This window comes from Streptomyces himalayensis subsp. himalayensis (assembly GCF_013778455.1).
Classification (GTDB): domain Bacteria; phylum Actinomycetota; class Actinomycetes; order Streptomycetales; family Streptomycetaceae; genus Streptomyces; species Streptomyces himalayensis.
The window spans coordinates 218,077-243,950 of record NZ_JACEHE010000013.1 but is presented as its reverse complement, the minus strand read 5'-3'; the positions used below and the strand labels follow the sequence as shown (position 1 = coordinate 243,950).

Below are 25,874 nucleotides of genomic sequence, written 5' to 3'. Positions count from 1 at the left end.
GCCTCAGGAAAACGCCGAAGTAACGCCGAAGGGCGGCACCCGCGGGGTGCCGCCCTTCGCGTTGTCCGAACCGCGGCCCACTCGGCACATACCGTTCGATGCCGGTCAATACCGTTCGATGCCGGTCAGTGCCTACTTGCGCATGACCTCCGGCTCGTGGCGGCGCAGGAAGCGGGCCACTAGGAAGCCGCAGAGCGCGCCGAGGGCGAGCAGCGCGCCCATGTCGATGAACCACTGGGACGCCTCGTGGTCCCACAGCGGGTCCGTGCTCCCCGGATCGTCGGTGTTAGGGCTGACGAGGTTGAAGTCGAGAGTGGTGCCCGCGGCCGCAACCGCCCAGCGGGACGGCATCAGATACGAGAACTCGTTCACACCGGGACTGCCGTGCAGGATGAAGAGGCAGCCGGTGAAGACGACCTGGACGATCGCGAACATCACCAGGAGCGGCATGGTCTTCTCCGAGGTCTTCACCAGCGCGGAGATGATCAGGCCGAACATCATCGAGGTGAAGCCGAGCGCCATGATCGGCAGGGCCAACTCGAGGAGCGTCAGCTTGCCGAGGACGAGCCCCTCGTCGGGGATGTCGCGCACCGCGAAGCCTATGCCGCCCACGATCCCGCCCTGGATGACCGTGATCATGCCGAGGACGATGACCTTGGACATCAGATACGCCGAGCGGGACAGGCCGGTGGCGCGCTCCCGCTCGTAGATCACGCGTTCCTTGATGAGCTCGCGGACCGAGTTGGCGGCACCGGCGAAGCAGGCGCCCACCGCGAGGATCAGCAGGACGGTGGTGGCCGTGCCGTTGGGGGTGATGGCGCCGTTGGCGCGGGGCCGGTTGGGCAGCAGCCCCTGGTCGGGCTCGATGAGCAGGCTGACCACACCGAGCACCGCCGGCAGGATCAGCATGAGCGCCATGAAGCCCTTGTCGGACGCGATCACCGAGACGTAGCGCCGGATGAGGGTCCACAGCTGGGAGCCCCAGCTCTGCGGCTTGGGCGGGCGGACCGCCTGCGGCGGCGGCATCTGCATCGACTGCGGGGCGACGGCGTCGATGTCCGCGGCGTACATCTGGTAGTGCTGCGAGCCCTTCCAGCGGCCCGCCCAGTCGTAGTCGCGGTAGTTCTCGAAGGCGGAGAAGACGTCGGCCCAGGTGTCGTAGCCGAAGAAGTTGAGCGCCTCCTCGGGCGGGCCGAAGTACGCAACCGAACCGCCCGGGGCCATGACCAGGAGCTTGTCGCAGAGCGCCAGCTCGGCCACGGAGTGCGTGACGACCAGGACCGTACGGCCGTCGTCGGCGAGGCCGCGGAGCAGCTGCATGACGTCGCGGTCCATGCCCGGGTCGAGGCCGGAGGTCGGCTCGTCCAGGAAGATCAGGGACGGCTTGGTCAGCAGCTCCAGGGCGACCGAGACGCGCTTGCGCTGGCCGCCGGAGAGGGACGTGACCTTCTTCTCCTTGTGGATGTCCAGCTTCAGCTCGCGCAGGACCTCGTCTATACGGGCTTCGCGCTCGGCCGACGTGGTGTCCGCGGGGAAGCGCAGCTTGGCCGCGTACTTGAGGGCCTTCTTGACGGTCAGCTCCTTGTGCAGGATGTCGTCCTGCGGGACCAGGCCGATGCGCTGGCGCAGCTCTGCGAACTGCTTGTACAGGTTCCGGTTGTCGTAGAGAACGTCGCCCTGGTCGGCGGGGCGGTAACCGGTGAGCGCCTTCAGCAGTGTCGACTTGCCGGAACCTGACGGGCCGATGACCGCGATGAGGGACTTCTCCGGGACGCCGAAGGACACGTCCTTCAGGATCTGCTTGCCGCCGTCGACCGTGACGGTCAGATGGCGCGCGGAGAAGGAGACCTCACCAGTGTCGACGAACTCCTCGAGGCGGTCGCCGACGAGCCGGAACGTCGAGTGGCCGACACCGACGATGTCGTTCGGGCCGAGGAGTGCGGAGCCGCCCTTGGCGATCGGCTGGCCGTTGACGTACGTGCCGTTGTGGGAGCCGAGGTCGCGTATCTCGAAGCGGCCGTCGGGCGTCGCGTGGAACTCGGCGTGGTGGCGCGAGACCTGGAGGTCGGAGACGACAAGGTCGTTCTCGAGCGCACGGCCGATGCGCATCACACGGCCGAGGGCCAGCTGGTGGAACGTCGTGGGGCTGCGGTCGCCGTAGACCGGCGGGGCGCTCGCGACGTCGTCGCCCGGTCCCTGCTGGTGCGGGATCCCCGTGGCTGCCTGCTGCGGCTTCTGCCAGGCCTGTTGGGGGGCCTGCTGCTGCGGGTGCTGCTCCTGCAGCGGGGCCTGCTGCGCCCAGCCCGGACCAGCGCCCGGCGCCTGCTGCGCGGGCTGCTTGCCCTGCTGCGGCGTGGCCATGGCGGCGGCACCCTGGACGTTCAGCAGCGGGCCGTCCGTCGCATTGCCGAGGTGCACGGCCGAGCCCGGGCCTATTTCCATCTGGTGGATTCGCTGGCCCTGCACATAGGTGCCGTTCGTGCTGCCATGGTCCTCGATGACCCAACTGCGCCCGCCCCAGCTGATCGTGGCGTGACGCCAGGAGACCCGGGCGTCGTCGAACACGATGTCCCCCTGCGGATCGCGTCCGAGGGTGTAGGACCTGGACGAGTCGAGCGTCCAGGTTTGTCCGTTCAATTCCAGTACGAGTTCAGGCACTCCATGCCCCACTGAGTTGTCCCCCGAGTTTTGCCCCCGTCGATGGGAGTCTAGGGATGTCGAACATCGTGAGGAACTATTCCAGGCTGATCCCTCCGCCCGAAAGCCGCGCCTTGTGAAGAGTGGGTACCGCGCCCGGAGCGGGACGGGACTCCCGGGCGAGCGCGTACGAGGCTCGCGGGCGAGCGCGTACGAGGCTCGCGGGCGACTGTGTACTGGTCTCCGGGCGACTGCGTACGGGCCCCCGGGGTCGCCCGGTTGACGGGGCAGATACCGGCCCGGAGAGTGGTAAGCGCCCATGAGTGCTTACGGATCATGATCATCCGGAGCGAACAGGGCATCGCGGTACGGATCGGGGGGTCCTGATGGAGACCGGCGGGCGCAAGGGCGATGTCAACAGCGGTGCCCGGAGGGTGCATTGGGTGGACGTGTTGCTCTCCGCGACAGCCGCTGTGAGCTGGGCCCTGATCGGCATGGCGGTGACGGCCGCCCTGGGGCTGCATCTGCTCGGCACCGATACGGCGGGGTCTCTCGGGCCGATGACGGCTGCGGTGGTGGCGCTCGGCGCGGGCGGGTCGGTCACGCCGTCCGGTGACGTGTCGGCGTTCGGCCTCGAGGGCGCCCAGGCGGACACGGCGATCGATATCGCGCCACTCGGCGTGAGTCTCGTGGGTGCGCTGCTGCTGGCCCATTTCTTTCTGCGGTCCTTGCGCGGGGCGGGTGTTGTGATCTCACCCGCCGAACTCCTCGCGCGCGCGGGGTCGGTGGTCGTGCTCTTCCTGGCGATGCTGGGCGGGCTGGCCTGGGCGGGTCATGACGTCATCACGATCGACGGCGGCGCGCTCGGCCTGGACGATCTGCCGGCCGGCGACCTGCCGGAGGACCTCGGTGGCATCGGGGACGGCCTGGGGCTCGGTGACATCGGGGACATCGGCGGCCTCCTGCCGGACCGGCTCGGCGATCTCGCCGAGGCCAAGGCCTCGGTCGGTTTCACCGTCGACACCGGCCCCACCCTGCTCGGCGGCGCGATATGGGTGGCCGGCGTCCTGCTGATCGCCGTGCTGGCCTCGCGCCGGACGCCGCTCCCGCGCGGCTGGGACGCCGTGCACCAGGTGGTACGCCCGGCCACATCGGCGCTGGTCACCGTATTGCTGGTGGCCGTTGCCGCGGGGCTCGCCGCGGCTGCGTACGCGATGACCGGCGACGACCATCCGCGGCGGATCGCGGGCGCCGCGCTGCTGGGCGCGCCCAACGGCGTCTGGCTCGGCATCCCGCTGGGACTCCTCGTGCCATGGGAAGGCCGGGCGACGGGTGAGCTGGCGAAGCTTCTGCCCGATCCCCTGGACGAGCTGTTACGCGTCTCGGCCGACGAGACGATCACGCTGGGGCGTCTCGCGGAACTGCACGGCTCGGTGTGGTTCCTGGGGGCCGGGGCTGCGCTGATGATGCTGTTCGCGGGGGTGCTGACCGCTGTGCGTACGCCTTTCGTCGGTGCTGTGGGGGCCGGCGGCGGGGTCGGGACGAGGGACCCTGCGGCGGCGGTCGCCGGTGGTTCCGGCCGTGGAGCCGGTGCCGGCAGCATGAGCGGTGTCGGCAGCATGAGCGGTGCGGGTACGGATGCGGTGCGCGGCCGCGGCGGACCCGGCGTCCTGGGGTTCGCCGGGCAGTGCGCGCTGCGGCTCGGTGTCGTGACGGCGCTGGGGCTCCCCCTGCTCGTGTGGCTGACGGATGTGTCCGTGGGTGCCTCGCTGTCCGTGCTCGGCTTCGACGCCTTCGGTGCCGGGATCGAGCTGCACGGGAACGCAGCGATGGCGCTGCTCCTGGGCGCGGCGTGGGGCGCGGGCGCGGGCGCGGCGGGGGCGCTCCTCGCGTACGCCACAGGTGCGGCCGGCACGCGCGTGGCGCCCCTCGCGCTGACCGGCCGGGACAGGCGCTCGGGGCCGGCGCCGGACCGTACGTATCCGCAGCCCGCACACGACTCGGGTCCCTACAGCCCCACCAGTCACTATCGCCCCTCCCACGACGAGACCAATCCGTATCTCCGACCGCCGGACGAGGCCTTCCGGCCGCCCGACGAGGCCTTCCGATCGCCTGACGAGGCGCCGAGGCCGCCCCGCGACGTGTACAGCGCGCCCACGGTGATGGGCCCGATCACGCCGCCCCCTCCCCGTCCGGGTCCGCGGCCCCCCGGTGCAGGGTGGCCGCCGCCTCCGCCTCCTCCACCGCCTGCCGAGGAGGGTCCGCCGTCACCAGGGGCGCCTGGGGGGCGCGGTCGCTGAGTGCGGGGCGTTCACCTGGTATTCGCCTGGCAGGCAGCCAGGTGCCGAGCCGTGTTTCCTGCCTCTGTCCGGTACGCGGACCGCAGGCGCGGCAGGCACTGGGTGCCGGATACGGTGGTGGCACCATGAGCGCTTCGCAGACCTCTGACATCCCCACTCTTCTGGTCAAGATCTTCGGCAAGGACCGGCCAGGGATCACGGCCGGCCTGTTCGACACCCTCGCCGCCTACTCGGTCGACGTCGTCGACATCGAGCAGGTCGTCACTCGTGGCCGCATCGTCCTGTGCGCGCTCGTGACCAAGCCGCCGGCCGCCCTCGAAGGATCCCTGCGGGCCACCGTCCACAGCTGGGCGGAGTCCCTGAAGCTGCAGGCCGAGATAATCTCCGGCCTCGGTGACAACCGTCCGCGCGGGCACGGTCGCTCGCACGTGACGGTGCTGGGGCATCCCCTCACCGCCGAGTCGACGGCGGCGATCGCCGCGCGGATCACCGCGACCGGCGGCAACATCGACCGTATCTTCCGGCTCGCGAAGTATCCGGTGACGGCCGTCGAGTTGATGGTCTCCGGAGTGGAGACCGAGCCGCTGCGCACCGCGCTCGTGACCGAGGCCGCCGCGCTGGGCGTCGATGTCGCGGTGGTGGCGGCGGGGCTGCACCGGCGAGCGCAACGGCTCGTCGTCATGGATGTCGACTCGACTCTCATCCAGGACGAGGTGATCGAGCTGTTCGCCGCCCACGCGGGCTGCGAGGACAAGGTCGCCGAGGTCACGGCTGCCGCGATGCGCGGGGAGCTCGACTTCGAGCAGTCGCTCCACGCGCGCGTGGCGCTCCTCGAGGGGCTCGACGCGTCGGTCGTGGACAAGGTGCGCAGCGAGGTGCGGCTCACGCCCGGCGCCCGCACACTGATCCGTACGCTCAAGCGGCTCGGCTATCAGGTCGGGGTGGTGTCCGGCGGTTTCACCCAGGTCACGGATGATCTGAAGGAACGTCTCGGCCTCGACTTCGCCCAGGCCAACACGCTGGAGATAGTCGACGGGAAGCTCACGGGCCGGGTCACCGGCGAGATAGTGGACCGGGCGGGCAAGGCGCGGCTGCTGCGCCGGTTCGCGGCGGAGGCCGGGGTGCCGCTCGCCCAGACCGTGGCGATCGGCGACGGCGCCAACGACCTCGACATGCTCAACGCCGCCGGCCTCGGCGTCGCCTTCAACGCCAAGCCGGTCGTACGCAAGGCCGCGCACACCGCGGTGAACGTGCCGTTCCTGGACACGGTGCTCTATCTGCTGGGCGTCACGCGTGAAGAGGTCGAGGCCGCGGACATGCACGAGGACTGAGTCGGAGGAGCAACGCGGGCGCGGCGCCCGAAAGCCGTGGGGGCCGGCACCGGTGTGGTGCCGGCCCCGTTCGTTCGCTGTCGGAGGGTGTCCGTCCACGTGTACGCGTATCAGCACCCGTTGCGTTGCGGAGGGGCTACGCCCCGCCCGGCGCCCAGTAGTCGACGAGCGTGGCCACGCCGGGCTCGACGGACTTCCACGGGCCCGTGACGGAGAGCACCGCGAAGGCCGAGGTCGGGAAGCCGCGGCGGCTCATGCGCTTGTGGGCGTCGCCCTCGGACTGACCGGCGAGGATCTCGGTGAGCCCCTGCACGCCGGGGTTGTGGCCGATCAGGATGACGTTCTGCACGTCTTCGGGGATCTCGTTGAGCACGGCGATGAGCTCGCCCGGCGAGGCCTCGTAGATCCGCTCCTCGTAGACCGTCCTGGGCCGGTGCGGGAGCTCGTGAACGGCGAGCTTCCAGGTCTCGCGGGTCCGGGCCGCGGTCGAGCAGAGGGCGAGGTCGAAGGGGATGCCGGTGTCGGCCAGCTTGCGACCGGCGACGGGGGCGTCCTTGCGGCCCCGCTCGGCGAGCGGCCGCTCATGGTCGGACACCTGTGGCCAGTCGGCCTTCGCATGTCGGAAAAGGACAATCCTGCGGGGTTCTGCGACGCTCATGGGTCCCAGCTTCGCATGAAACAGGCCATGGAGCGCAGGGAGTTGACGGGGTCTACCCGGCGGGGTTGACGGCCTGCGCGCAGGTGGCCCAAGGGCTGGTGCGGCACGCAAGCCGCGGGGCCGGCGCGGCACGCAAGCCGAGGGGCTGGTGCGGCGCCGGACGCTCAGGAGCCGCTGCGGCGCCGGACGCTCAGGAGCCGGTGCGGCGCGGAAGCCTCAGGGGACCTGCCTGAGGACCGCCTGCTGCATGCGCTCGAAGACGTGCGTGAACGAGGGGTCGCCGCTCGCCGCCTGGGCGTCGGCCGGGTTGAGCACCAGCATCAGCAGTGCGGCGAAGGCGATCACGGGCAGGAGGAGAGCCCACCAGGGCAACCGGGGTGCGGCGCCGCCCGTGCGTACCGGGTGGGACCGGGTGTGCGCAGGGACCGACATGCCGCCTCCGTGGTCCTCGAGAAGTCCTTGCCGCGTCGTCGCGTTCACATCTCGAAACTACGGAGTGCGCATGCTTCAGCCCATCCGGTGATCCACCCACTTGACCCTGACACTGACCCCCTAGGGGATGGTGGGGACAACCCCACCGAGGGATGCCCGGGGGCTAGGCCCTGTCGTCAAACTTCCGCCGTCCGCCCGAAGGGGCGGGCCCCGCGGCGTCTGGTGCGTGCGATCGCAAGGCGCCGGAAAGTCGTCGATGGGGGTACCCCCATGCCCTTAAGGCTATGGGGGGAGGAGCTACTAGCGCTTTTCGGCAACGCGGCGTGGGGGCACCTCCTGGGGGCACCCCCAGCGTTAGCTGGGGGAGTTAGCTGGGGGAGTGCGTGCCAGGCGTCGCGGGGCTGGGGGCACCTCCCAGCGGTAGCTGGGGGAGGGAGTTTGACGACCGGGCCTAGGGCGCCGGGTGATGCAGCGGTCCCACCGCGGACGGCGCCCGGGGTCACGGGGAGGCGATCGACGCGATGATGCCGATGATCACGGTGATGGCCAGCATCGCCCCGAACACGAGGAGCAGCTTCTTCTGACCGTTCTGGGGATTCGGGTCGAGCACAGGCATGCGGTAAGTGTCGCACCCGCGATGCGGAGGGCCGCCGCCGGGGTGAACGGGCAATGGGCTGCACAATGGGCGGCCCACCGGGCTCAAGCCGCCCCGCGCCACCCCCACTCGTCCTCGACCGTCCGCTTGCGGCCCGCGAGTACGCCCATGACGATCTGCGGGATCATCAGTGCCGTCATGAGCGCGAGGGGCAGGCCCCAGCCGCCGCTGTGCTGGTAGAGCACGCCCACGAGCAGCGGACCCGGGATGGAGATCAGATAGCCCGTGCTCTGTGCGAAGGCGGAGAGCTTGGCGACGCCCGCCGCGGTTCTGGACCGCATGCCGACCAGGGTGAGGGCCAATGGGAAGGCACAGTTGGAAACGCCGAGCAACAGCGCCCAGGCCCATGCGCCACCGGCCGGGGTGAGGTAGAGGCCGGCGTATCCGAAGAGACCGCAGACGCCTAGCGCGACCGCGATGGGCCCCTGGTGGGACAGCCGGGTGGCCACGCGCGGGATGACGATGGCGAGAGGTACGCCCACCGCCATGGTGACGGCCAGCAGCAGGCCCGCGGTGCCCGCCGGGACGCCGGCGTCGCGGAAGATCTGCGCCATCCATCCCATCGTGATGTACGCGGCGGTGGCCTGGAGCCCGAAGAAGACGGCGAGGGCCCAGGCGGTACGGCTCCGGGTGATCCGGGGCGCGTCGGGCTCGGGCCTGGGACCAGGCGCGTTCTGGGGTCCGTTCGCGGGCCTGTTCACGGGCGTGTTCACGGACGTGTCCGCGGGCCTGTTCACGGACGTGTTCACGGACGTGTCCGCGGGCCTGTTCACGGACGTGTCCGCAGGCCTTTCCGTGGGCCTGTTCTCAGGACCGTTCCGCGCGCCGACGCCGGATGCGCGTACAAGCGGCAGCCACGGCAGGACGGCCGCCGCGGCCAGAACGGCCCAGACCACGAGCCCGGACTGCCAGCGGCCGCCAAGTGCGCCGGCCATCGGCACGGTGACGGCGGCTGCGAGGGAGGTGCCAAGGGCGAGCGCCATCGAGTAGAGACCGGTCATCGAGCCGACGCGGTCCGGGAACCAGCGCTTGACGATCACGGGCATCAGGACGTTGCTGACGGCGATGCCCATGAGGGCGAGGGCGCTCGCCGCGAGGAAACCGGCAGTGCTGCCGGCGTACGGCCGGACGGCCAGGCCCGCGGCGATCGCGGCCATGCCGGCGCAGACCACCGCGCCGGGGCCGAAACGGCGGGCGAGGCGCGGGGCCATGACGCCGAAGACGGCGAAGCAGAGCGGCGGCACGGAGGTGAGCAGGCCCGCGATGCTGCCGCTCATGCCGAGGCCGTCGCGCACCTCCTCGAGGAGGGCACCGAGGCTCGTTATGGCGGGCCGGAGATTCAGGGCCGACAGGACGAGGCCCATGATCACCAGACGCGTCGTCCACGCGCGCGTGGCCGGTCTTCCGGCCTCGTCGGCTGTGTCCGCGGGCGCAGCTGCTGAGTCCATGGGCGCATCGGCCGTGTCCACGGACGCACTTGCTGTGCCCATACGTGGAGGAGCCGATGGGGTCGACACCATCGTCGGAGATTCCTCGCTAGCCATGCCGGACATCATAGAATCATAGGATGATTGACTGTCCACCCTCTTGGGGCCGCCTTGTTCTGCGTCACAGGGCGGTGCGCCACAATCAGGCCAGTCCAGCCCCTCCGGTCGGCCCCGCCGGGCCGGTCGGAACAGCCACCAAGGCCACCACGGCCACCCGGCCGAATCCGCCCGAAGGATCGCCATGCCGTTGAGTCACGCCCGCCGATCGGCGCTGTCGGAGCAGGTCATCGCCGCGTTGCGGAACCAGATCAGCTCGGGTGAGTGGCCTGTCGGGTCCCGCATCCCGACCGAGCCGGAGCTCGTCGAGCAGCTGGGGGTGGCCCGCAACACCGTGCGCGAGGCGGTGCGCGCGCTCGCGCACAACGGACTGCTCGACATCCGCCAGGGGTCAGGCACCTATGTCGTTGCGACCAGCGAGCTGGCCGGTGTGATGCACCGCCGGTTCGCGGACGCCGATCCGCGGCACATCGCCGAACTCCGCTCCACACTTGAGTCCAGCGCGGCACGGCTGGCCGCAGAGCGGCGCACCGAGCGAGACCTCAAGCAGCTCGACGCGCTGCTGCTGCGCCGCGAGGAGGCGTGGGAGTCGGGCGACGCGGAGGCCTTCGTGACGGCCGACGCGACCTTCCACATGGCTGTGGTGGCCGCTTCGCACAACGAGGTGATGACGGCGATGTACGCGGATCTCGGCGAGGTGCTGCGCGACTGGCTGCGCGAGGACGTCGGTGACGAGCTGACGCCGGAGAACCACATGGATCACACGCGGCTGGTGGACGCGATCCGCGCGGGCGACACCGAGGCGGCCGCCTCCGAGGCCGCCGGTTATCCGTTTCTGTGCCTCCCGGGTCGCCTCCACACCGGGAACCGCCGAGGCGGCGACGGGAGCGGTGCCGGCGACGGCAGTCCAGGCGGCGAAGAGGGCCCCGTCACCGCTCGTGGCTGACCCACACCGAGCGGACCTCCTTCCAGCACCGCCCGGTGAGCCGGACTGTCATGGCCGGCTCCGCCGCGACGGGGGCGCCGTCACTGTCGAGGTCCCACCAGCGGTCGCACTCGATGTGCAGCCGGACCCGGTCGGTCTCCGGGTACGGGTTGTGGCAGTACACCGTCACGTGGGAGCCGTCGATGCTGGTGCGGCACTCCGCTCCGAACGTCTCCGGCACGGGTTTGTCGCCATCGTCGCCGTCCACGCGCGCGTGCTCTGGCATGGACTCTTCGGAGGCGTTCAGGGAGGCAAGGGACGGCAGGACGGCGACGAGGGCGAGAGCGGCGAGAAACGCCCCAGGGAGCGCGGCGTAGCCGCTCCAGCGGAACCGGTGCCCGGACCGGCGGGGGAACACGCGCACAAGGGGTACCTCCTCGGCCGTACTGCGGCAGTCGACGAGGCCGCCGCGGCTGCACCACAAGGGGGAATGCCTTCTCGGTGGAACCCTGGGGGAACCTCCCGCAGAACTCGGACTTCTCGACTTTCTCGACTTTGAGGACTTCTCGTACTCCAGAGTGCGCGGTTTCGCGCCCCGGCCGCCCCTCAGGTGGGCCGAACGGGTGACGCCCCGTCCCCCGCGCGTGCGGGAGACGGGGCGTCGACTATTCGTGAACTTGTGAACGCCCGGCCGTGGCCGTACGTACTGCGGAGGTGCCGGGGCCTCAGGCGCCGACGGCGTGCAGACCGCCGTCCACGTGGATGATCTCGCCTGTGGTCTTGGGGAACCAGTCCGACAGCAGGGCCACGACGCCGCGGCCGGCCGGCTCGGGGTCGGAGAGGTTCCACTCCAGCGGCGCGCGCGTGTCCCACACGGAGGCCAGCTCGCTGAAGCCCGGGATGGACTTCGCGGCCATCGAGCCGAGAGGACCGGCCGAGATCAGGTTGCAGCGGATGTTCTGCTTGCCCAGGTCACGCGCCATGTAACGGTTGGTGGCCTCCAGGGCCGCCTTGGCCGGCCCCATCCAGTCGTACTGCGGCCAGGCGAACTGGGCGTCGAAGGTGAGGCCGACGACCGAGCCGCCGTTCTGCATCAGCGGCAGGCAGGCCATGGTCAGCGACTTCAGGGAGAACGCCGAGACGTGCATGGCCGTGGCGACCGACTCGAACGGGGTGTTGAGGAAGTTGCCGCCGAGCGCGTCCTGCGGCGCGAAGCCGATGGAGTGCACGACGCCGTCCAGGCCGCCCAGCTCCTCGCCGACGACGTCCGCGAGGCGCCCGAGGTGCTCGTCGTTGGTCACGTCGAGCTCGATGACCTTGGTGGGCTTGGGGAGCTTCTTGGCGATGCGCTCGGTCAGCGTGGGCCGCGGGAACGCGGTGAGGATGACCTCGGCGCCCTGCTCCTGGGCCAGCTTCGCGGTGTGGAAGGCGATGGACGCCTCCGTCAGCACACCGGTGATCAGGACGCGCTTGCCCTCGAGAATTCCGCTCATGGTGATCAGTGACCCATTCCCAGTCCGCCGTCAACCGGAATGACGGCTCCAGTGATGTACGAGGCGTCGTCCGAGGCGAGGAACCTCACCGCGGCGGCGATCTCCTCGGGCTGCGCGTACCGGGCGAGCGGTACCTGCGACACGATGCTCTCGCGCTGCTCGTCGGAGAGCGCCTTGGTCATGTCGGTGTCGACAAAACCGGGGGCGACGACATTGAAGGTGATGTTGCGCGACCCGAGCTCACGGGCGAGGGAGCGCGCGAAGCCGACCAGGCCCGCCTTGGACGCGGCGTAGTTGGCCTGGCCCGCGGAGCCGAGCAGGCCCACAACGGAGGAGATCAGCACGACGCGGCCCTTCTTTGCGCGCAGCATGCCGCGGTTGGCGCGCTTCACGACCCGGAAGGTGCCGGTGAGGTTGGTGTCGAGGACGGAGGTGAAGTCGTCCTCGGACATGCGCATCAGCAGCTGGTCCTTGGTGACGCCGGCGTTCGCGACGAGCACCTCGACGTTGCCGTGCTGGGCCTCGATCTCCTTGTAGGCCTGCTCCACCTGCTCGCTGTCGGTGATGTCGCACTTGACTGCCAGGCAGCCCAGTTCCGTCAGGGCGGCCGGCGGCTCACCCGAGCGGTACGTGATCGCGACCTTGTCGCCTGCCTCCGCGAAAGCGCGGGCGATGGCGAGGCCGATGCCCCGGTTTCCTCCGGTGACGAGAACCGAGCGGCTCAACGGATCACCCTTTCGAATAGCGGGTCTGGTACCTCGGAAACCTATCCGTTTCGACCCGCCCGCGGAGAATCGGCCACCCACAGTGGCTGCGGTTACACACTGTCGGGTCCCTACAGAATCGCTCTCGGGTCCCCCAGAAACACCCCACGGCGACACCCGGCGGAAACGCCCGGCCGCGGACCGTCGCGAGCGGCGCGCCGAGGGCGACGCAGCGACCTGGAAAAGTCCGGCGCCTGTGGGCCGCCGGTCATGTTTCACTTCGGACTGGCAAACGGAGGTACGAGGGAAGGAAGGCCACCCGTGGCCCATGACATTGATCAGTCGTTCCTCGCGCTGCCGCTGAGGGCACTCGCCGACGCGGCGCTCGCACGGGCGCGGGCGCTGGGAGCGGAGCATGCGGACTTCCGCTTCGAGCGGGTGCGCAACGCCGCCTGGCGGTTGCGGGACGCAAGGCCGGCGGGGTCGTCGGACACCACCGATCTGGGCTATGCGGTGCGGGTGGTGCACGGCGGCACCTGGGGGTTCGCGTCGGGCGTGGATCTGACGATGGACGCCGCGGCGAAGGTGGCGAGCCAGGCCGTGGCAATGGCGAAGCTGTCGGCCCAGGTGATCGAGGCCGCCGGCTCCCAGGTGGGGGCACCTCCCACGCCTTTCGGGCAGTGGGGGAGGGTGGAACTCGCCGCCGAACCCGTGCACAGCGAGAAGACGTGGGTCTCCTCGTACGAGATCGACCCTTTCTCCGTCCCCGACGAGGAGAAGACCGGACTGCTCGCAGCATGGAGCGAGCAACTGCTCGCGTCCGACGCCGTCGCGCACGTCGACGCCTCGCTGCTCACCGTCCACGAGAACAAGTTCTACGCCGACACGGCAGGGACGGTCACGACGCAGCAGCGTGTGCGGCTGCATCCGCAGCTCACGGCGGTCGCGGTGGACGAGTCGAGCGGCGAGTTCGACTCGATGCGGACGCTGGCGCCGCCGGTCGGGCGCGGCTGGGAGTACCTGACGGGGACGGGCTGGGACTGGGAGAGCGAGCTCGCGCAGATCCCCGAGTTCCTGGCCGAGAAGATGCGGGCGCCGAGCGTCGAGGCGGGCGTGTACGACCTGGTCGTCGACCCGTCCAATCTCTGGCTGACCATCCACGAGTCCATCGGGCACGCGACGGAGCTGGACCGGGCCCTTGGCTACGAGGCGGCGTACGCGGGGACGTCCTTCGCCACGTTCGACCAGCTCGGCAAGTTGAAGTACGGCTCCGAGATCATGAACGTGACGGGCGACCGGACCGCCGAGCACGGACTCGCCAGCATCGGGTACGACGACGAGGGCGTGGCCGCCCAGTCCTGGGACCTGGTGAAGGACGGCACGCTCGTCGGCTACCAGCTGGACCGGCGGATCGCGAAGCTGACCGGCTTCGAGCGGTCCAACGGCTGCGCGTACGCCGACTCCCCCGGGCACGTGCCCGTGCAGCGCATGGCGAATGTGTCGCTTCAGCCGGATCCGGGAGGGCTGTCGACGGAGGATCTGATCGGCGGGGTCGATCGCGGGATCTATGTCGTCGGCGACCGGTCCTGGTCCATCGACATGCAGCGCTACAACTTCCAGTTCACCGGGCAGCGATTCTTCAAGATCGAGAACGGGCGGCTCGCAGGGCAGCTCCGCGATGTCGCGTACCAGGCGACGACCACCGACTTCTGGGGCTCGATGGCGGCTGTCGGCGGCCCGCAGACGTATGTCCTCGGTGGCGCCTTCAACTGCGGCAAGGCCCAGCCGGGCCAGGTCGCGGCCGTCTCGCACGGCTGCCCGTCGGCCCTCTTCAAGGGCGTGAACATTCTTAACACCACCCAGGAGGCCGGGCGATGAGCACGACGACGCGTACGTCTCGTACGAACAAGCCGCACGAGGTCGTCGAGCGCGCCCTCGAGCTGTCCCGCGCCGACGGCTGCGTCGTCATCGCCGACGAGCACTCGACCGCGAACCTGCGCTGGGCGGGCAACGCGCTGACGACGAACGGTGTCACGCGCGGCCGTACCCTCACCGTCATCGCGACGGTCGACGGCAAGGAGGGCACGGCGTCGGGCGTCGTCTCCCGCTCGGCCGTCACCGCGGACGAGCTGGAGCCGCTGGTGCGGGCCGCCGAGGCCGCGGCGCAGGGGGCGGGGGCCGCCGAGGACGCGCAGCCGCTCGTCGAGGGTGTCCCTGCCTCGCCGGACTTCACGGACGCGCCCGCCGAGACGTCGTCCGCGGTCTTCGCGGACTTCGCCCCGGCTCTCGGCGAGGCCTTCGCCCGGGCCCGCGCGGGCGGCCGCGAGCTGTACGGGTTCGCCAACCACGAGCTCGTGTCCAGCTATCTCGGTACGTCGACGGGGCTGCGGCTGCGGCACGACCAGCCGAACGGGACGCTGGAGCTCAACGCCAAGTCGCCGGACCGGACGCGCTCGGCCTGGGCTGGGCGCTCCACGCGCGACTTCCGGGACGTCGACCCGGGCGCCCTCGACGCGGAGCTGGCCACGCGGCTCGGGTGGGCCGAGCGGCGTGTCGACCTGCCCGCGGGCCGATACGAGACGCTGCTGCCACCGACCGCCGTGGCCGACCTGCTCATCTACCAGATGTGGTCGTCGTCGGGACGGGACGCCGCCGAGGGGCGGACGGTGTTCAGCAAGCCGGGCGGCGGCACGCGGATCGGCGAGAAGCTGTCCGAGCTGCCGCTGACCCTGCGCAGCGACCCGAAGGAACCGGGGCTCGAATCCTCCCCCTTCGTCCTCGCGCACTCCTCCGGCGACGACGCCTCCGTCTTCGACAACGGGCTGCCGCTGACCCCCACCGACTGGATCCGGGAGGGCACGCTGGCCCACCTGATCACCACGCGGCACAGCGCGGGCCTGACGAAGCTGCCGCTGGCCCCGTCGATCGGCAATCTCATCCTCGACGGCGGCGACGACCGCTCGCTGGACGAGATGGTCGCCTCGACCGAACGGGGGCTGCTGCTGACCTGCCTCTGGTACATCCGCGAGGTCGACCCGGCCACGCTGCTGCTCACCGGGCTGACCCGGGACGGCGTCTACCTCGTGGAGAACGGCGAGGTCACAGCGCAGGTGAACAACTTCCGCTTCAACGAGTCGCCCGTCGATCTGCTGGGCCGGGCGATGGAGGCCGGCCGTACGGAAAAGACGTTGCCGCGCGAATGGAGCGATTGGTTCACTCGAGCTGCTATGCCTGCCCTCCGAGTGCCCGACTTCAACATGAGCTCGGTCAGCCAGGGCGTGTGACCCTCATAGACTTGCGGGGAGCCAACCACACCGTTCAGACGTTCCAGCTGTCTGAACCATTCAAGGAGACAAGCAACCGTGACGGACATCGTCGACGAGCTGAAGTGGCGGGGCCTTTTCGCCCTGTCCACTGACGAGGACGCTTTGCGCAAGGCGCTCGCGAACGGTCCCGTCACGTTCTATTGCGGCTTCGATCCGACCGCGCCCAGCCTGCACGTGGGGCATCTGGTGCAGGCGCTCACCATGCGCCGGCTCCAGCAGGCGGGCCACCGCCCGCTGGCGCTGGTGGGCGGGGCGACGGGGCAGATCGGCGACCCCAAGCCGACCGCGGAGCGCACGCTGAACGACCCGGAGACGGTCGCGGCCTGGGTGGAGCGGGTTCGGGCCCAGATCGAGCCGTTTCTGTCCTTCGAGGGCGAGAACGCCGCGGTCATGGTCAACAACCTGGACTGGACGGCGGGCATGTCCGCCATCGAGTTCCTGCGCGACATCGGCAAGCACTTCCGCGTCAACAAGATGCTGACGAAGGACTCGGTCGCCCGCCGGCTGGAGTCCGACCAGGGCATCAGCTACACCGAGTTCAGCTACCAGCTGCTGCAGGGCATGGACTTCCTGGAGCTGTACCGGCGCTACGGCTGCACGCTGCAGCAGGGCGGCAGCGACCAGTGGGGCAACCTGACCGCCGGTCTGGACCTGATCCACCGCCTGGAGCCGCACGCCAGTGTCCATGCGCTGGCTACGCCGCTGATGACCAAGGCGGACGGCACCAAGTTCGGCAAGACCGAGGGCGGCGCCATCTGGCTCGACCCGGAGATGACCACGCCGTACGCGTTCTACCAGTTCTGGTTGAACGTGGACGACCGGGACATCTCGACGTACATGCGCATCCTCAGCTTCAAGAGCCGTGAGGAGCTCGAGGAGCTGGAGAAGGTCACGCAGGAGCGCCCGCAGGCGCGCACGGCCCAGCGCGCGCTGGCCGAGGAGCTGACGACGCTCGTGCACGGCGCCGACCAGACGGCGGCGGTCATCGCGGCGTCCAAGGCCCTCTTCGGCCAGGGTGAGCTGGGCGAGCTGGACGAGGCCACGCTGAGCGCGGCCCTCGCCGAGGTGCCGCACGCGAAGGTCGCCGAGCTCGGCCCGGTCGTGGACCTGCTCGCGGAGACCGGCCTCGCGCCGAGCAAGTCCGCCGCGCGCCGCACGGTCAAGGAGGGCGGGGCGTACGTGAACAATGTCAAGGTCGTCGGCGAGGACGCCGTACCGGCGGCCGAGGACCTGCTGCACGGCCGCTGGCTCGTGCTGCGCCGGGGCAAGAAGAACCTGGCGGCTGTCGAGGTCGCGGCAGGCTGATCATCCGTGTGTCGCCCGGGCACTCGTCCGGGCGGCGCACGGGCAAGCATGCCGAGCATGAGCAAGCATGCCGAAGGGGGCGGTTCCGCCATCACGCGGAGCCGCCCCCTTCCGTTCGCAGGTTCAGAGGTCTGTGCGCAGGTTCAGCAGTCGGTATCTCACGCTCTCCGTCTGCCTCGGACCGACAGGTACAGCATGTCGCCGAGTCCTACGATCACCAGCGCCGCGACAAGTTGCAGCGCGTGTCGGCCCCAGTCGATGCCCCTGGTCTCGGCGATACCGAAGGACGACGCCAGCGCGTTACCGATGACGGCGCCGATGATGCCGAAGACAGTCGTCAGCCACAGTGGGCTGTGCTGCTTGCCGGGGAGGATCGCCTTGGCCAGCAGACCGAGTACAAAACCAACGATAATCGCCCACAACCAGCCCATGACTGCCTCCTAGTACGGCTTGACGCGAGCTTGATCCCAGTCTCGGGCCGTCGGCCATACGGCGCATGTCGGCGACGCCCGTACGACGGACGGCGCAGTGGGTACGCCCAGGTCGGACGGGGGCCTGGTGTCGAACCCGGCGCAGCCGCGGCGTACCGTGGGGGGTGTTCGGACCGGGCTCCTGCCGGATCGGTCAGGTTCGGGCCGGGGGAGAGTCCGACACGGCAGTCAGGTGGTGGAACACGATGCGGAAGCACAGCGGGGGCGAGGTCTTCCGGATCACAGCGGCCAGGCAGGGCCTCGAGGCCGATGTACGGGCGCGCCAGCGCCGCTACGTCATCTCGATGTCGGTCCGCACGGTCTCGGTGATCCTCGCCGCGGTGCTGTGGAACGTGGAGCGGCATGTCGCCATCGTGGCGCTTGTGCTCGGTGCTGTTCTCCCCTATATCTCCGTCGTGATCGCCAACGCCGGGCGGGAGAACGCCCCTTCGCTTCCGTCGTCTCTCATCATGGCGCCCACCCGGCCGATGATCGAGCCGCCGCAGCGAGACGGCGGCTCCGCGGAATCCGTCCCGGAAGACGTCGCCGACACAGGCGACACCGCCGCCGAAGCCTCCACCGGAGTCGCCGGGGACAGACGCGACCGGTCCGGCGACGAGGTGCCGGACCAGAGCTGATCACCAGAATTCCGCAAAGCTCAAGAAAAGCTCAGATCAATCATGACGTTCCGCTGCCAGTCGCCGGGTCCTCCGTGACATACTTCCTACGCGCTCCGCATCCCCCGTCGGAGCGACGGACCGACGCCGGGCAGCTCCCCCCGTGGCTGCTCGGCGTCGCCTTTTGTCCCCCCTCCTTTTGACCCGCCGGTCAGCGAGCCGGACAAGGGCATCCGTATCCCATGACCGCAGCTGGGGGCACCGCCCAGGGGTAGCTGGGGGGAGCGTTAGGGTCGGGGGCGTGAACGTCCCCGACTTCTCCTTCCCGCTCCCCTCCTCGCCGGAGTCCCCGATCTGCTCCGCCAAGGGCTGCCGCGCCGCCGCGGTATGGGTCCTCGCCTGGAACAACCCGAAGCTTCATGCGCCGGAGCGCCGCAAGACCTGGCTTGCGTGCGAGGAGCACCGCGAGCATCTGTCGAAGTTCCTCGGGGTGCGCGGTTTCCTCAAGGACGTGGTGAAGCTCGAGGAGTGGGAAGCGCCGGAGGACACGGAGGAACAGGGCGGCTGAGGCGCACTGTCCGGCACCGCGCAGGCCGAGCAGGGCTGCGGTGGCCGGCCCGGGTCAGCCCGGTCAGCCGCCGATCGCCGACATCGGCCGCTCCGGTTGCAGGAACGACGGGTCGTCGAGCCCCGAGCCCGCCTTCTTGCCCCACATCGCCAGCTTCCATATGCGGGCGATCTCCTCGTCGGAGGCGTCTGCGCGGAGCGCTCCGCGCAGGTCCGTCTCCTCGGTGGCGAACAGGCACGTGCGGACCTGGCCGTCGGCGGTGAGCCGGGTGCGGTCGCAGGCCGCGCAGAACGGACGGGTGACGGAGGCGATGACGCCGACGCGGTGCGGGCCGCCGTCGACGATCCAGCGCTCGGCAGGTGCCGAGCCGCGCTCCTCGGCGCCTTCGGGGGTGAGCTCGAAGCGCGTCCGCAGCGACTGCAGGATGTCCCCCGCGGTGATCATGCCCTCGCGCTTCCAGCCGTGCTGGGCGTCCAGCGGCATCTGCTCGATGAACCGCAGCTCGTAGTCGTTCTCGACGGCCCAGGCGAGCAGCTCCGGGGCCTCGTCGTCGTTGAGCCCGGGCATCAGCACCGTGTTGACCTTGACCGGATCGAGGCCGGCCGCGCGGGCGGCCTCAAGACCCGCAACGACGTCGTGGTGGCGGTCGCGGCGGGTGAGGGTCTTGAAGACGTCCGGGCGGAGGGTGTCCAGCGAGACGTTGACCCGGTCCAGGCCCGCCTCCTTCAGGGCCTTCGCCGTGCGACCCAGGCCGATGCCGTTCGTCGTGAGGGACATCTGGGGGCGCGGCTCCAGGCGTGCGACCTGGTCGACGATGCCGACGAGGCCGGGGCGCAGCAGGGGCTCCCCGCCGGTGAAGCGGACCTCGGTGATGCCGAGCCGGGTGACGGCGATACGGATGAGGCGGACGATCTCGTCGTCCGTGAGCAGGGTGGACTTCGACAGCCACTGCAGGCCCTCTTCCGGCATGCAGTAGGCGCAGCGCAGATTGCACCGGTCGGTCAACGACACGCGAAGGTCGGTGGCCACTCGGCCATAGGTGTCGATGAGCACGTCGGCCCCCTCCCTGGTCCGGATCACTCAGTCACTTGCGAGCCTACGCGACGTGACTGACATCGACACCGGCCTGATCCGACGAGACTCCGGCCGGATCTCATGAGAAACCGGCCTGATCCCACAAGAAACGGCACGGCCGCGCCGTAGAACCCATCACGGGATCCACGACGCGGCCGTACGCAGGCTCCGCACGGCCGCTGGCGCGAGGGGTGAGGCGGCCGCGTGGAGCTGTGCGGGGCAATTCGGCAGCGCTCGGGCTCAGTGCGCCCCGGTGCCCGTCAGGGATCGCACCTCCAGCTCGGCGTACTTCGCGGAGTCCGCCGCCTCCTTGGACAGGACGGTGCCCAGCCAGCCCAGCAGGAAGCCCACCGGGATCGAGATGATGCCGGGGTTCTCCAGCGGGAACCAGTGGAAGTCGGCGTCGGGGAACATCGACGTGGGCTTGCCCGAGACCACCGGTGAGAAGAGCACCAGCACGACGGCCGTGGTCAGACCTCCGTAGATCGACCACAGGGCGCCCTGGGTGGTGAACCGCTTCCAGAAGAGGCTGTACAGGATCGTCGGCAGGTTGGCGGACGCGGCGACCGCGAAGGCGAGGGCGACAAGGCCGGCCACGTTCAGGTCGCGGGCGAGCGCGCCCAGGCCGATGGAGACGACACCGATCGCGACCGTCGCGTAGCGGGCGGCGTTGACCTCCTCCTTCTCGGTGGCCTGGCCCTTCCTGATCACGTTCGCGTAGATGTCGTGGGCGAACGACGAGGACGAGGCCAGCGTCAGACCGGCGACCACCGCGAGGATCGTGGCGAACGCGACCGCCGAGATGGTGGCCAGCAGGATCGCGCCCCACGCCGAGTCCACGCCGCCGAGGTGGAGGGCGAGAAGAGGGGCCGCCGTGTTGCCCGCCTTGTTGGAGGCGATGATCTCGTCCGGCTTGATCAGGGCCGCCGCGCCGAAGCCGAGCGCGATGGTCATCAGGTAGAAGCCGCCGATGATGCCGATCGCCCAGATCACGGACTTACGCGCCGCCTTGGCGGTCGGCACCGTGTAGAAGCGGATCAGGATGTGCGGCAGGCCCGCCGTGCCCAGGACCAGCGCGATGCCCAGCGAGAGGAAGTCCAGCTTGGACGTGGCCGTGGCGCCGTACTTGAGGCCGGGCTCCAGGAAGGCCGCGCCCTTGCCGCTGTTCTCGGCGGCCGAGCCGAGCAGGTCGGAGACGTTGAAGTTGAACTTGAGGAGCACCAGGAACGTGATGAGCAGGGTGCCGCCGATGAGGAGGACGGCCTTGACCATCTGGACCCATGTGGTGCCCTTCATGCCGCCGATGGTGACGTACACGATCATCAGGACGCCGACCAGCGCGACGATGGCCACCTTGCCCGCGTCGCTGGTGATGCCGAGCAGCAGCGATACGAGAACGCCGGCGCCCGCCATCTGGGCCAGCAGGTAGAAGATCGAGACGACGATCGTGGAGGTGCCGGCGGCGGTGCGCACCGGGCGCTGGCGCATCCGGTAGGCGAGCACGTCGCCCATGGTGTAGCGGCCGGAGTTGCGCAGCGGCTCGGCGACCAGCAGCAGCGCCACCAGCCAGGCGACGAGGAAGCCGATCGAGTAGAGGAAGCCGTCGTAGCCGAAGAGGGCGATGGCGCCGGCGATGCCGAGGAACGACGCTGCGGACATGTAGTCGCCGGAGACGGCCAGTCCGTTCTGGAAGCCGGTGAACTGGCGGCCCCCCGCGTAGAAGTCGGCGGCATCCTTTGTCTGCCGTCCCGCCCACACGGTGATGAAGAGGGTCGCGACGACGAAGAGCGCGAACAGGGTGATGATCAGCGGCCGGTGCTCGCTCGCCTCACCGGCGGCCAGCGGGACCTGTGCGAGCTGGACCTGTGCGACTGCGGAGTTCATGCGCCGCCCTCCATCCGGGACTTGATGGCCTCGGCCTGCGGGTCGAGCTTGGCCGCGGCGTGGCGGGCGTACCACCAGGCGATCAGGAATGTGGTGAGGAACTGGGCGAGACCGAGCACGAAGGCGACGTTGATGTTGCCGAAGAGCTTGGTGCCCATGAAGCCGCCCGCGTAGTTGGACAGCAGGACGTACAACAGGTACCAGGTGATGAACGCGACGGTGAGCGGGAAGGCGAAGGAGCGGTACGAGCGGCGCAGTTCGCCGAACTCCGCACTCTCCTGCACCTCGATGAAGTCCTCCGTCGAGGGTGTTGCGGGACTGGTCGCCTGGCCGCCCTTGGAAGGCGGCGGAGCATCGGTAGCCACGGAGTCTCCTCGCGATGCGGGTGCGGTGGTGTTCTGGGACATGGACGCATTCGGGGCTATATGTACTGTTTTTACGTTCTTGCCGGATTGTGATCCGGCGTTATGTGGATCAGGACCGAGTTGCGGACATGCGTCCGCGGCCCGGAACGTGATCCGGCCAGGGGTTCGATGGTGCTGGCGCCCCCTGTCCAACGTCACGGCGGCGCGCACGGCTCGGTTCAACGGTCTTTATTTCTTTCGGAACTCGTTGCTGGCCAGGGATGACGGGATATAGCTTCACCCTGAACCACCGTCATGTACCTGCCCGAGCGGCATCCGCGTTCGGGCAGTTCACGTTTCCGGATGATGTGGAGACCCCATGGCTCATCTGCCTTCCAGACGCACCGGACGCCCAGGACGGCGAAAAGCCGCTCTGGCCGTGCCGATCGGCATCGCACTGACGGCGTCCCTCTCGCTGATGCCGGGCGTCGCGACGGCCGCAGCGCCCGACACCCCGACTGCCGCGGCCGCGGAGAGCTCGACCTATCCGTACGTCGTCAACACCTCGACCGATCACAAGACGATCGAGTCGGTGAAGAAGGCGATCACGAAGGCCGGCGGCTCGATCGTCATCGCGTACGAGAAGATCGGCGTCATCGTCGTCCACTCGTCCAACCCGGACTTCGGCAAGCAGATTCGTGCGGTGCGCGGGGTGCAGTCGGCGGGGGCGACGCGGACGGCGCCGCTCACGGCGGCGGGAACCACGGAGGCCGGTGCCCCTCAGTACATATCGGCGGCCGATGCGGCCAAGGCCAAGGCGCAGGCCGCGGACGCAGACGCGGACGCCGAGCCGCTCGAGGCCGAGCAGTGGGATCTCCGGGCGATCGGCGCCGACAAGGCAGCGAAGATCAACCCGGGCAGCAAGGACGTCACCGTCGCCGTGATCGACACCGGCGTCGACGACACCCACCCGGATCTCGCCCCGAACTTCTCCGCGTCGCAGTCCGCGGACTGCGTGAGCGGCAAGCCCGACACCACGTACGGCTCCTGGCGTCCTGTGGACGCCGACCACTACCACGGCACGCATGTGGCGGGCGAGATCGCCGCAGCCCGCAACGGCGTCGGCGTTGCGGGCGTCGCACCCGGCGTCAAGGTCGCGGGCATCACGGTGGCCCAGCCGGACGAGAACCAGCTGTTCTTCGCGGAGAGCGTCGTCTGCGCCTTCGTGTTCGCCGCCGACCACGGCGTCGAGATCACCAACAACAGCTACTACATGGACCCGTGGCTGTACAACTGCATGGACGACCCCGACCAGCGGGCTCTCGTCGACGCGGTCAACCGGGCCCAGATGTACGCCCAGAAGAAGGGCACACTGCACCTCGCCTCGGCGGGCAACTCCAACCACGACCTCGCCTCGGACGCGATCGTCGACGAGTCCAGCCCCGACGACTCGACGCCGGTGACCCGCACCATCGACCCGAGCGAGTGCTTCGACGTGCCGACGCAGCTGCCGGGCGTAGTCACGGTCAGCGCCACGGGCGTCCAGAACCTCAAGTCGTACTACTCCACCTACGGCAAGGGCGTCATCGACATCGCCGCGCCGGGTGGCGACCGGTACCAGATCCCGGACACCCCGTCGAAGAACGGCCGCATCCTCTCCACGATGCCGAACGGCGAGTACGCCTATCTGCAGGGCACCTCGATGGCGTCGCCGCACGCCGCCGGTGTCGCCGCGCTGCTCAAGTCGACGCACCCCAACGCCACCCCGTCGCAGCTCCAGTGGCTGCTCAAGGCGCAGGCCGACAACCCGGGCTGCCCGACCGAGCCGTACGACCCGGACGGCAACGGCGTCGTGGACTCCACCTGCGAGGGTGGCGACCGTGTGAACGGCTTCTACGGCTTCGGGATCGTCAACGCTCTGAAGGCCGTCAAGTAACAGGAGCCGGCGAGGGAGTTGAGGGCCGTTCGGGGGGTGCCCCGGACGGCCCTCGCTGCTGTGTGCGGGATAGTGCACGCATGACGCAGTCACCTTTGGACGGGCCGGACGGGCTGGACGGCTTGGGCGGTACGCGGACGGCGTGGGCCGCGCTCGGCGGGGACCCGGCTCTGCTCGACCGTGTGTCGTACGTCGTCCGCGAGGGGGCGTTGCCTGCGCGGCTGCCGGTCGTCGAGCTGGCCCGCGCCTGCGTCGGGGCATGCGCGCTGGCCGCCGCCGAGCTCGCCGCGCGCCGTACCGGGCGACCCGTACCTGAGGTGCGGGTCGACGACGGCGCGGTGGCCACGGCGTTCGTGAGCGAGCGGCATCTGCTCGTGGACGGCAGGGCGCCGGTCAACTTCGCACCGTTGTCGCGCTTCTGGCGGACGGCGGACGGGTGGGTGCGGACGCACGCGAACTATCCGCATCACCGGGCGCGGTTGCTCACCGCGCTGGGGCTGGAGGAAGGCGACGGCGAGAGCGTCGGCGATGCCTCGGTCGAGCGGGTGGCTGCGGCTCTCGCGGAGCGGCGGGCCACGGAAGTGGAGGACGCCGCATACGCGGCCGAGGGCCTTGCCGTCGCGCTGCGCACCCCCGAGCAATGGTCCGCGCATCCGCAGGGCGTCGCCGTGGCCGGGCAGCCGTTGCTCAGCCGGGAGCAGATTGGGCCGCCGGACTCCTCCGCGAACCGTGGGCCAGGGCCCCGTCGGCTGCCGGAGCTCTCCGGAGATCCACTGCTGCCTGCGGCCGGACTGCGCGTCCTCGACCTCACTCGCGTCATCGCGGGCCCGGTGGGCACCCGCACACTCGCCCTGCTGGGCGCCGACGTACTGCGCGTGGATCCCCCACATCTGCCCGAACTCCCGGACCAGCACGCGGACACCGGCTTCGGTAAGCGCTCCAGCACACTTGATCTGACCGCGCACGCCGACCGCCGCACGTTCGAGGAGCTGCTCGCCGAGGCCGATGTCGTCGTCACCGGCTACCGGCCCGGCGGGCTGGCCCGGCTCGGGCTCACACCGGAGGCACTGGCCGGCCGCCGACCGGGCGTTGTGGTCGCCCAGGTGTCGGCCTGGGGTGACTACGGGCCGTGGGGCGAACGGCGGGGCTTCGACAGCCTGGTGCAGGTCGCCTCGGGCATCGCGGCCGTCGAGGGGTCCGTCGAGCGGCCGGGGGCGCTGCCCGCCCAGGCGCTGGACCACGGCACCGGCTATCTGCTGGCCACGGCGGTGCTCCGCTCGCTCACCGAGCAGCTGGACGGAGGCGGCGCCACGCTCGTCCGGCTGGCCCTCGCTCAGACGGCGCACTGGCTGGTGCACCGGATCGCCGCCGACGAGGCGGGGCAGGACACCGCCGTGGAAGCCGTGTACGACCCGGAGAACCCCACCCCGTGGCTCGCCGTCACGCAGGGCCCACTGGGGCGGCTGCGGCATGCGCTGCCGCCGGTCTGCTTCCGCGGCGGCCCGGACAACTGGGCACACGCGCCGAGCCCTTGGGGCGAGGACGCTCCCAAGTGGCGCTGATCTCCGAACCACCAAAGCGCCGAGGTCCGCCGACGTTACCGGAATGCTCCGAACCAGTTGTCCTGCCGGAGTTGCCCCGGTCGACGGCCACTGGCGAAGCTCTTGCGGT

The 25,874-nt window shown here is 70.0% G+C and carries 22 protein-coding genes; 10 read left to right on the top strand and 12 right to left on the bottom strand.

Annotated elements, in window-relative coordinates; all coding sequences use genetic code 11:
* Window positions 1-132: 132 nt before the first annotated feature.
* A complete protein-coding gene (locus H1D24_RS22245) occupies window positions 133-2,658 on the bottom strand; it encodes an ABC transporter ATP-binding protein/permease (protein ID WP_181659390.1) in 2,526 nt (841 codons plus the stop codon).
* Window positions 2,659-3,023: 365 nt separating this feature from the next.
* Here H1D24_RS22245 and H1D24_RS22240 point away from each other — a divergent pair, with 365 nt between their 5' ends.
* Together H1D24_RS22240 and serB are read left to right on the top strand one after the other, a co-directional pair.
* A complete protein-coding gene (locus tag H1D24_RS22240) occupies window positions 3,024-4,937 on the top strand; it encodes a streptophobe family protein (RefSeq protein WP_181659389.1) in 1,914 nt (637 codons plus the stop codon).
* A 125-nt stretch (window positions 4,938-5,062) separates the two neighbouring features.
* On the top strand, window positions 5,063-6,268 hold the full coding sequence (serB, locus tag H1D24_RS22235) for a phosphoserine phosphatase SerB (RefSeq protein ID WP_181659388.1): 1,206 nt from the start codon (window positions 5,063-5,065) through the stop codon (window positions 6,266-6,268).
* 136 nt (window positions 6,269-6,404) lie between these two features.
* Here serB and H1D24_RS22230 read toward each other — a convergent pair whose 3' ends face one another.
* The 4 genes from H1D24_RS22230 to H1D24_RS22220 all read right to left on the bottom strand — a co-directional run bounded on the left by H1D24_RS22230 (window position 6,405) and on the right by H1D24_RS22220 (window position 9,461).
* Complete coding sequence (locus H1D24_RS22230; protein WP_181659387.1) at window positions 6,405-6,926, bottom strand: SixA phosphatase family protein; 522 nt, start codon at window positions 6,924-6,926, stop codon at window positions 6,405-6,407.
* Between the two features lie 216 nt (window positions 6,927-7,142).
* Window positions 7,143-7,358, bottom strand: coding sequence for a hypothetical protein (locus tag H1D24_RS22225; protein WP_181659386.1), 216 nt, complete (start codon window positions 7,356-7,358; stop codon window positions 7,143-7,145).
* Between the two features lie 499 nt (window positions 7,359-7,857).
* Complete coding sequence (locus H1D24_RS42555; protein ID WP_107441149.1) at window positions 7,858-7,974, bottom strand: SGM_5486 family transporter-associated protein; 117 nt, start codon at window positions 7,972-7,974, stop codon at window positions 7,858-7,860.
* Window positions 7,975-8,057: 83 nt separating this feature from the next.
* A complete protein-coding gene (locus tag H1D24_RS22220; protein ID WP_374064293.1) occupies window positions 8,058-9,461 on the bottom strand; it encodes a CynX/NimT family MFS transporter in 1,404 nt (467 codons plus the stop codon).
* Window positions 9,462-9,741: 280 nt separating this feature from the next.
* On the opposite strand from H1D24_RS22220, the gene H1D24_RS22215 reads away from it, so the two are divergent.
* Window positions 9,742-10,503 (top strand): FadR/GntR family transcriptional regulator, encoded by a 762-nt coding sequence (locus H1D24_RS22215; protein WP_258564231.1) that lies wholly within the window; start codon window positions 9,742-9,744, stop codon window positions 10,501-10,503.
* On the opposite strand, the gene H1D24_RS22210 is transcribed toward H1D24_RS22215, so the two are convergent.
* The 3 genes from H1D24_RS22210 to fabG form a co-directional block, all read right to left on the bottom strand.
* Window positions 10,487-10,768 (bottom strand): hypothetical protein, encoded by a 282-nt coding sequence (locus H1D24_RS22210; protein WP_258564244.1) that lies wholly within the window; start codon window positions 10,766-10,768, stop codon window positions 10,487-10,489. The two genes, H1D24_RS22215 and H1D24_RS22210, sit on opposite strands and share 17 nt — an antisense overlap.
* A gap of 439 nt (window positions 10,769-11,207) precedes the next feature.
* On the bottom strand, window positions 11,208-11,975 hold the full coding sequence (gene fabI, locus H1D24_RS22205) for an enoyl-ACP reductase FabI (protein WP_181659384.1): 768 nt from the start codon (window positions 11,973-11,975) through the stop codon (window positions 11,208-11,210).
* 5 nt (window positions 11,976-11,980) lie between these two features.
* On the bottom strand, window positions 11,981-12,700 hold the full coding sequence (fabG, locus tag H1D24_RS22200; protein ID WP_181659383.1) for a 3-oxoacyl-[acyl-carrier-protein] reductase: 720 nt from the start codon (window positions 12,698-12,700) through the stop codon (window positions 11,981-11,983).
* 300 nt (window positions 12,701-13,000) lie between these two features.
* Between fabG and H1D24_RS22195 the strand changes: the two genes are divergently transcribed.
* From H1D24_RS22195 to tyrS, 3 genes are all read left to right on the top strand, one after another.
* On the top strand, window positions 13,001-14,557 hold the full coding sequence (locus H1D24_RS22195; RefSeq protein ID WP_181659382.1) for a TldD/PmbA family protein: 1,557 nt from the start codon (window positions 13,001-13,003) through the stop codon (window positions 14,555-14,557).
* Window positions 14,554-15,963 carry a metallopeptidase TldD-related protein gene (locus tag H1D24_RS22190; protein WP_181659381.1) on the top strand — a complete coding sequence of 470 codons (1,410 nt, stop codon included), beginning with the start codon at window positions 14,554-14,556 and terminating at the stop codon, window positions 15,961-15,963. Before H1D24_RS22195 ends, H1D24_RS22190 begins: the two co-directional genes overlap by 4 nt.
* Before the next feature lie 78 nt (window positions 15,964-16,041).
* Window positions 16,042-17,310: a tyrosine--tRNA ligase gene (gene tyrS, locus H1D24_RS22185; protein WP_181659380.1), complete on the top strand. Its 1,269-nt coding sequence runs from the start codon at window positions 16,042-16,044 to the stop codon at window positions 17,308-17,310.
* A 158-nt stretch (window positions 17,311-17,468) separates the two neighbouring features.
* On the opposite strand, the gene H1D24_RS22180 is transcribed toward tyrS, so the two are convergent.
* Window positions 17,469-17,741, bottom strand: coding sequence for a GlsB/YeaQ/YmgE family stress response membrane protein (locus H1D24_RS22180; RefSeq protein WP_181659379.1), 273 nt, complete (start codon window positions 17,739-17,741; stop codon window positions 17,469-17,471).
* A 245-nt stretch (window positions 17,742-17,986) separates the two neighbouring features.
* On the opposite strand from H1D24_RS22180, the gene H1D24_RS22175 reads away from it, so the two are divergent.
* Both H1D24_RS22175 and H1D24_RS22170 read left to right on the top strand, forming a co-directional pair.
* Entirely contained in the window at window positions 17,987-18,418 is a 432-nt protein-coding gene (locus H1D24_RS22175) for a DUF3099 domain-containing protein (protein WP_181659378.1), read from the top strand.
* A gap of 280 nt (window positions 18,419-18,698) precedes the next feature.
* The gene (locus tag H1D24_RS22170; protein ID WP_181659377.1) at window positions 18,699-18,965 is read left to right on the top strand and encodes a hypothetical protein; all 267 of its coding nucleotides are present in this window, start codon (window positions 18,699-18,701) and stop codon (window positions 18,963-18,965) included.
* A gap of 63 nt (window positions 18,966-19,028) precedes the next feature.
* Here H1D24_RS22170 and moaA read toward each other — a convergent pair whose 3' ends face one another.
* The 3 genes from moaA to H1D24_RS22155 all read right to left on the bottom strand — a co-directional run bounded on the left by moaA (window position 19,029) and on the right by H1D24_RS22155 (window position 22,288).
* Window positions 19,029-20,018, bottom strand: a complete 990-nt coding sequence (moaA, locus tag H1D24_RS22165; protein ID WP_181659376.1) for a GTP 3',8-cyclase MoaA — start codon at window positions 20,016-20,018, stop codon at window positions 19,029-19,031.
* A gap of 261 nt (window positions 20,019-20,279) precedes the next feature.
* Window positions 20,280-21,923 (bottom strand): monocarboxylic acid transporter, encoded by a 1,644-nt coding sequence (locus H1D24_RS22160; RefSeq protein WP_181659375.1) that lies wholly within the window; start codon window positions 21,921-21,923, stop codon window positions 20,280-20,282.
* Window positions 21,920-22,288: a DUF485 domain-containing protein gene (locus tag H1D24_RS22155; protein ID WP_181659374.1), complete on the bottom strand. Its 369-nt coding sequence runs from the start codon at window positions 22,286-22,288 to the stop codon at window positions 21,920-21,922. The genes H1D24_RS22160 and H1D24_RS22155 overlap by 4 nt, the downstream gene beginning before the upstream one ends.
* A 358-nt stretch (window positions 22,289-22,646) precedes the next feature.
* Here H1D24_RS22155 and H1D24_RS22150 point away from each other — a divergent pair, with 358 nt between their 5' ends.
* Both H1D24_RS22150 and H1D24_RS22145 read left to right on the top strand, forming a co-directional pair.
* Window positions 22,647-24,203 (top strand): S8 family peptidase, encoded by a 1,557-nt coding sequence (locus H1D24_RS22150; protein WP_181659373.1) that lies wholly within the window; start codon window positions 22,647-22,649, stop codon window positions 24,201-24,203.
* 80 nt (window positions 24,204-24,283) lie between these two features.
* Entirely contained in the window at window positions 24,284-25,765 is a 1,482-nt protein-coding gene (locus H1D24_RS22145) for a CoA transferase (RefSeq protein WP_181659372.1), read from the top strand.
* The last annotated feature ends 109 nt before the right edge of the window (window positions 25,766-25,874 follow it).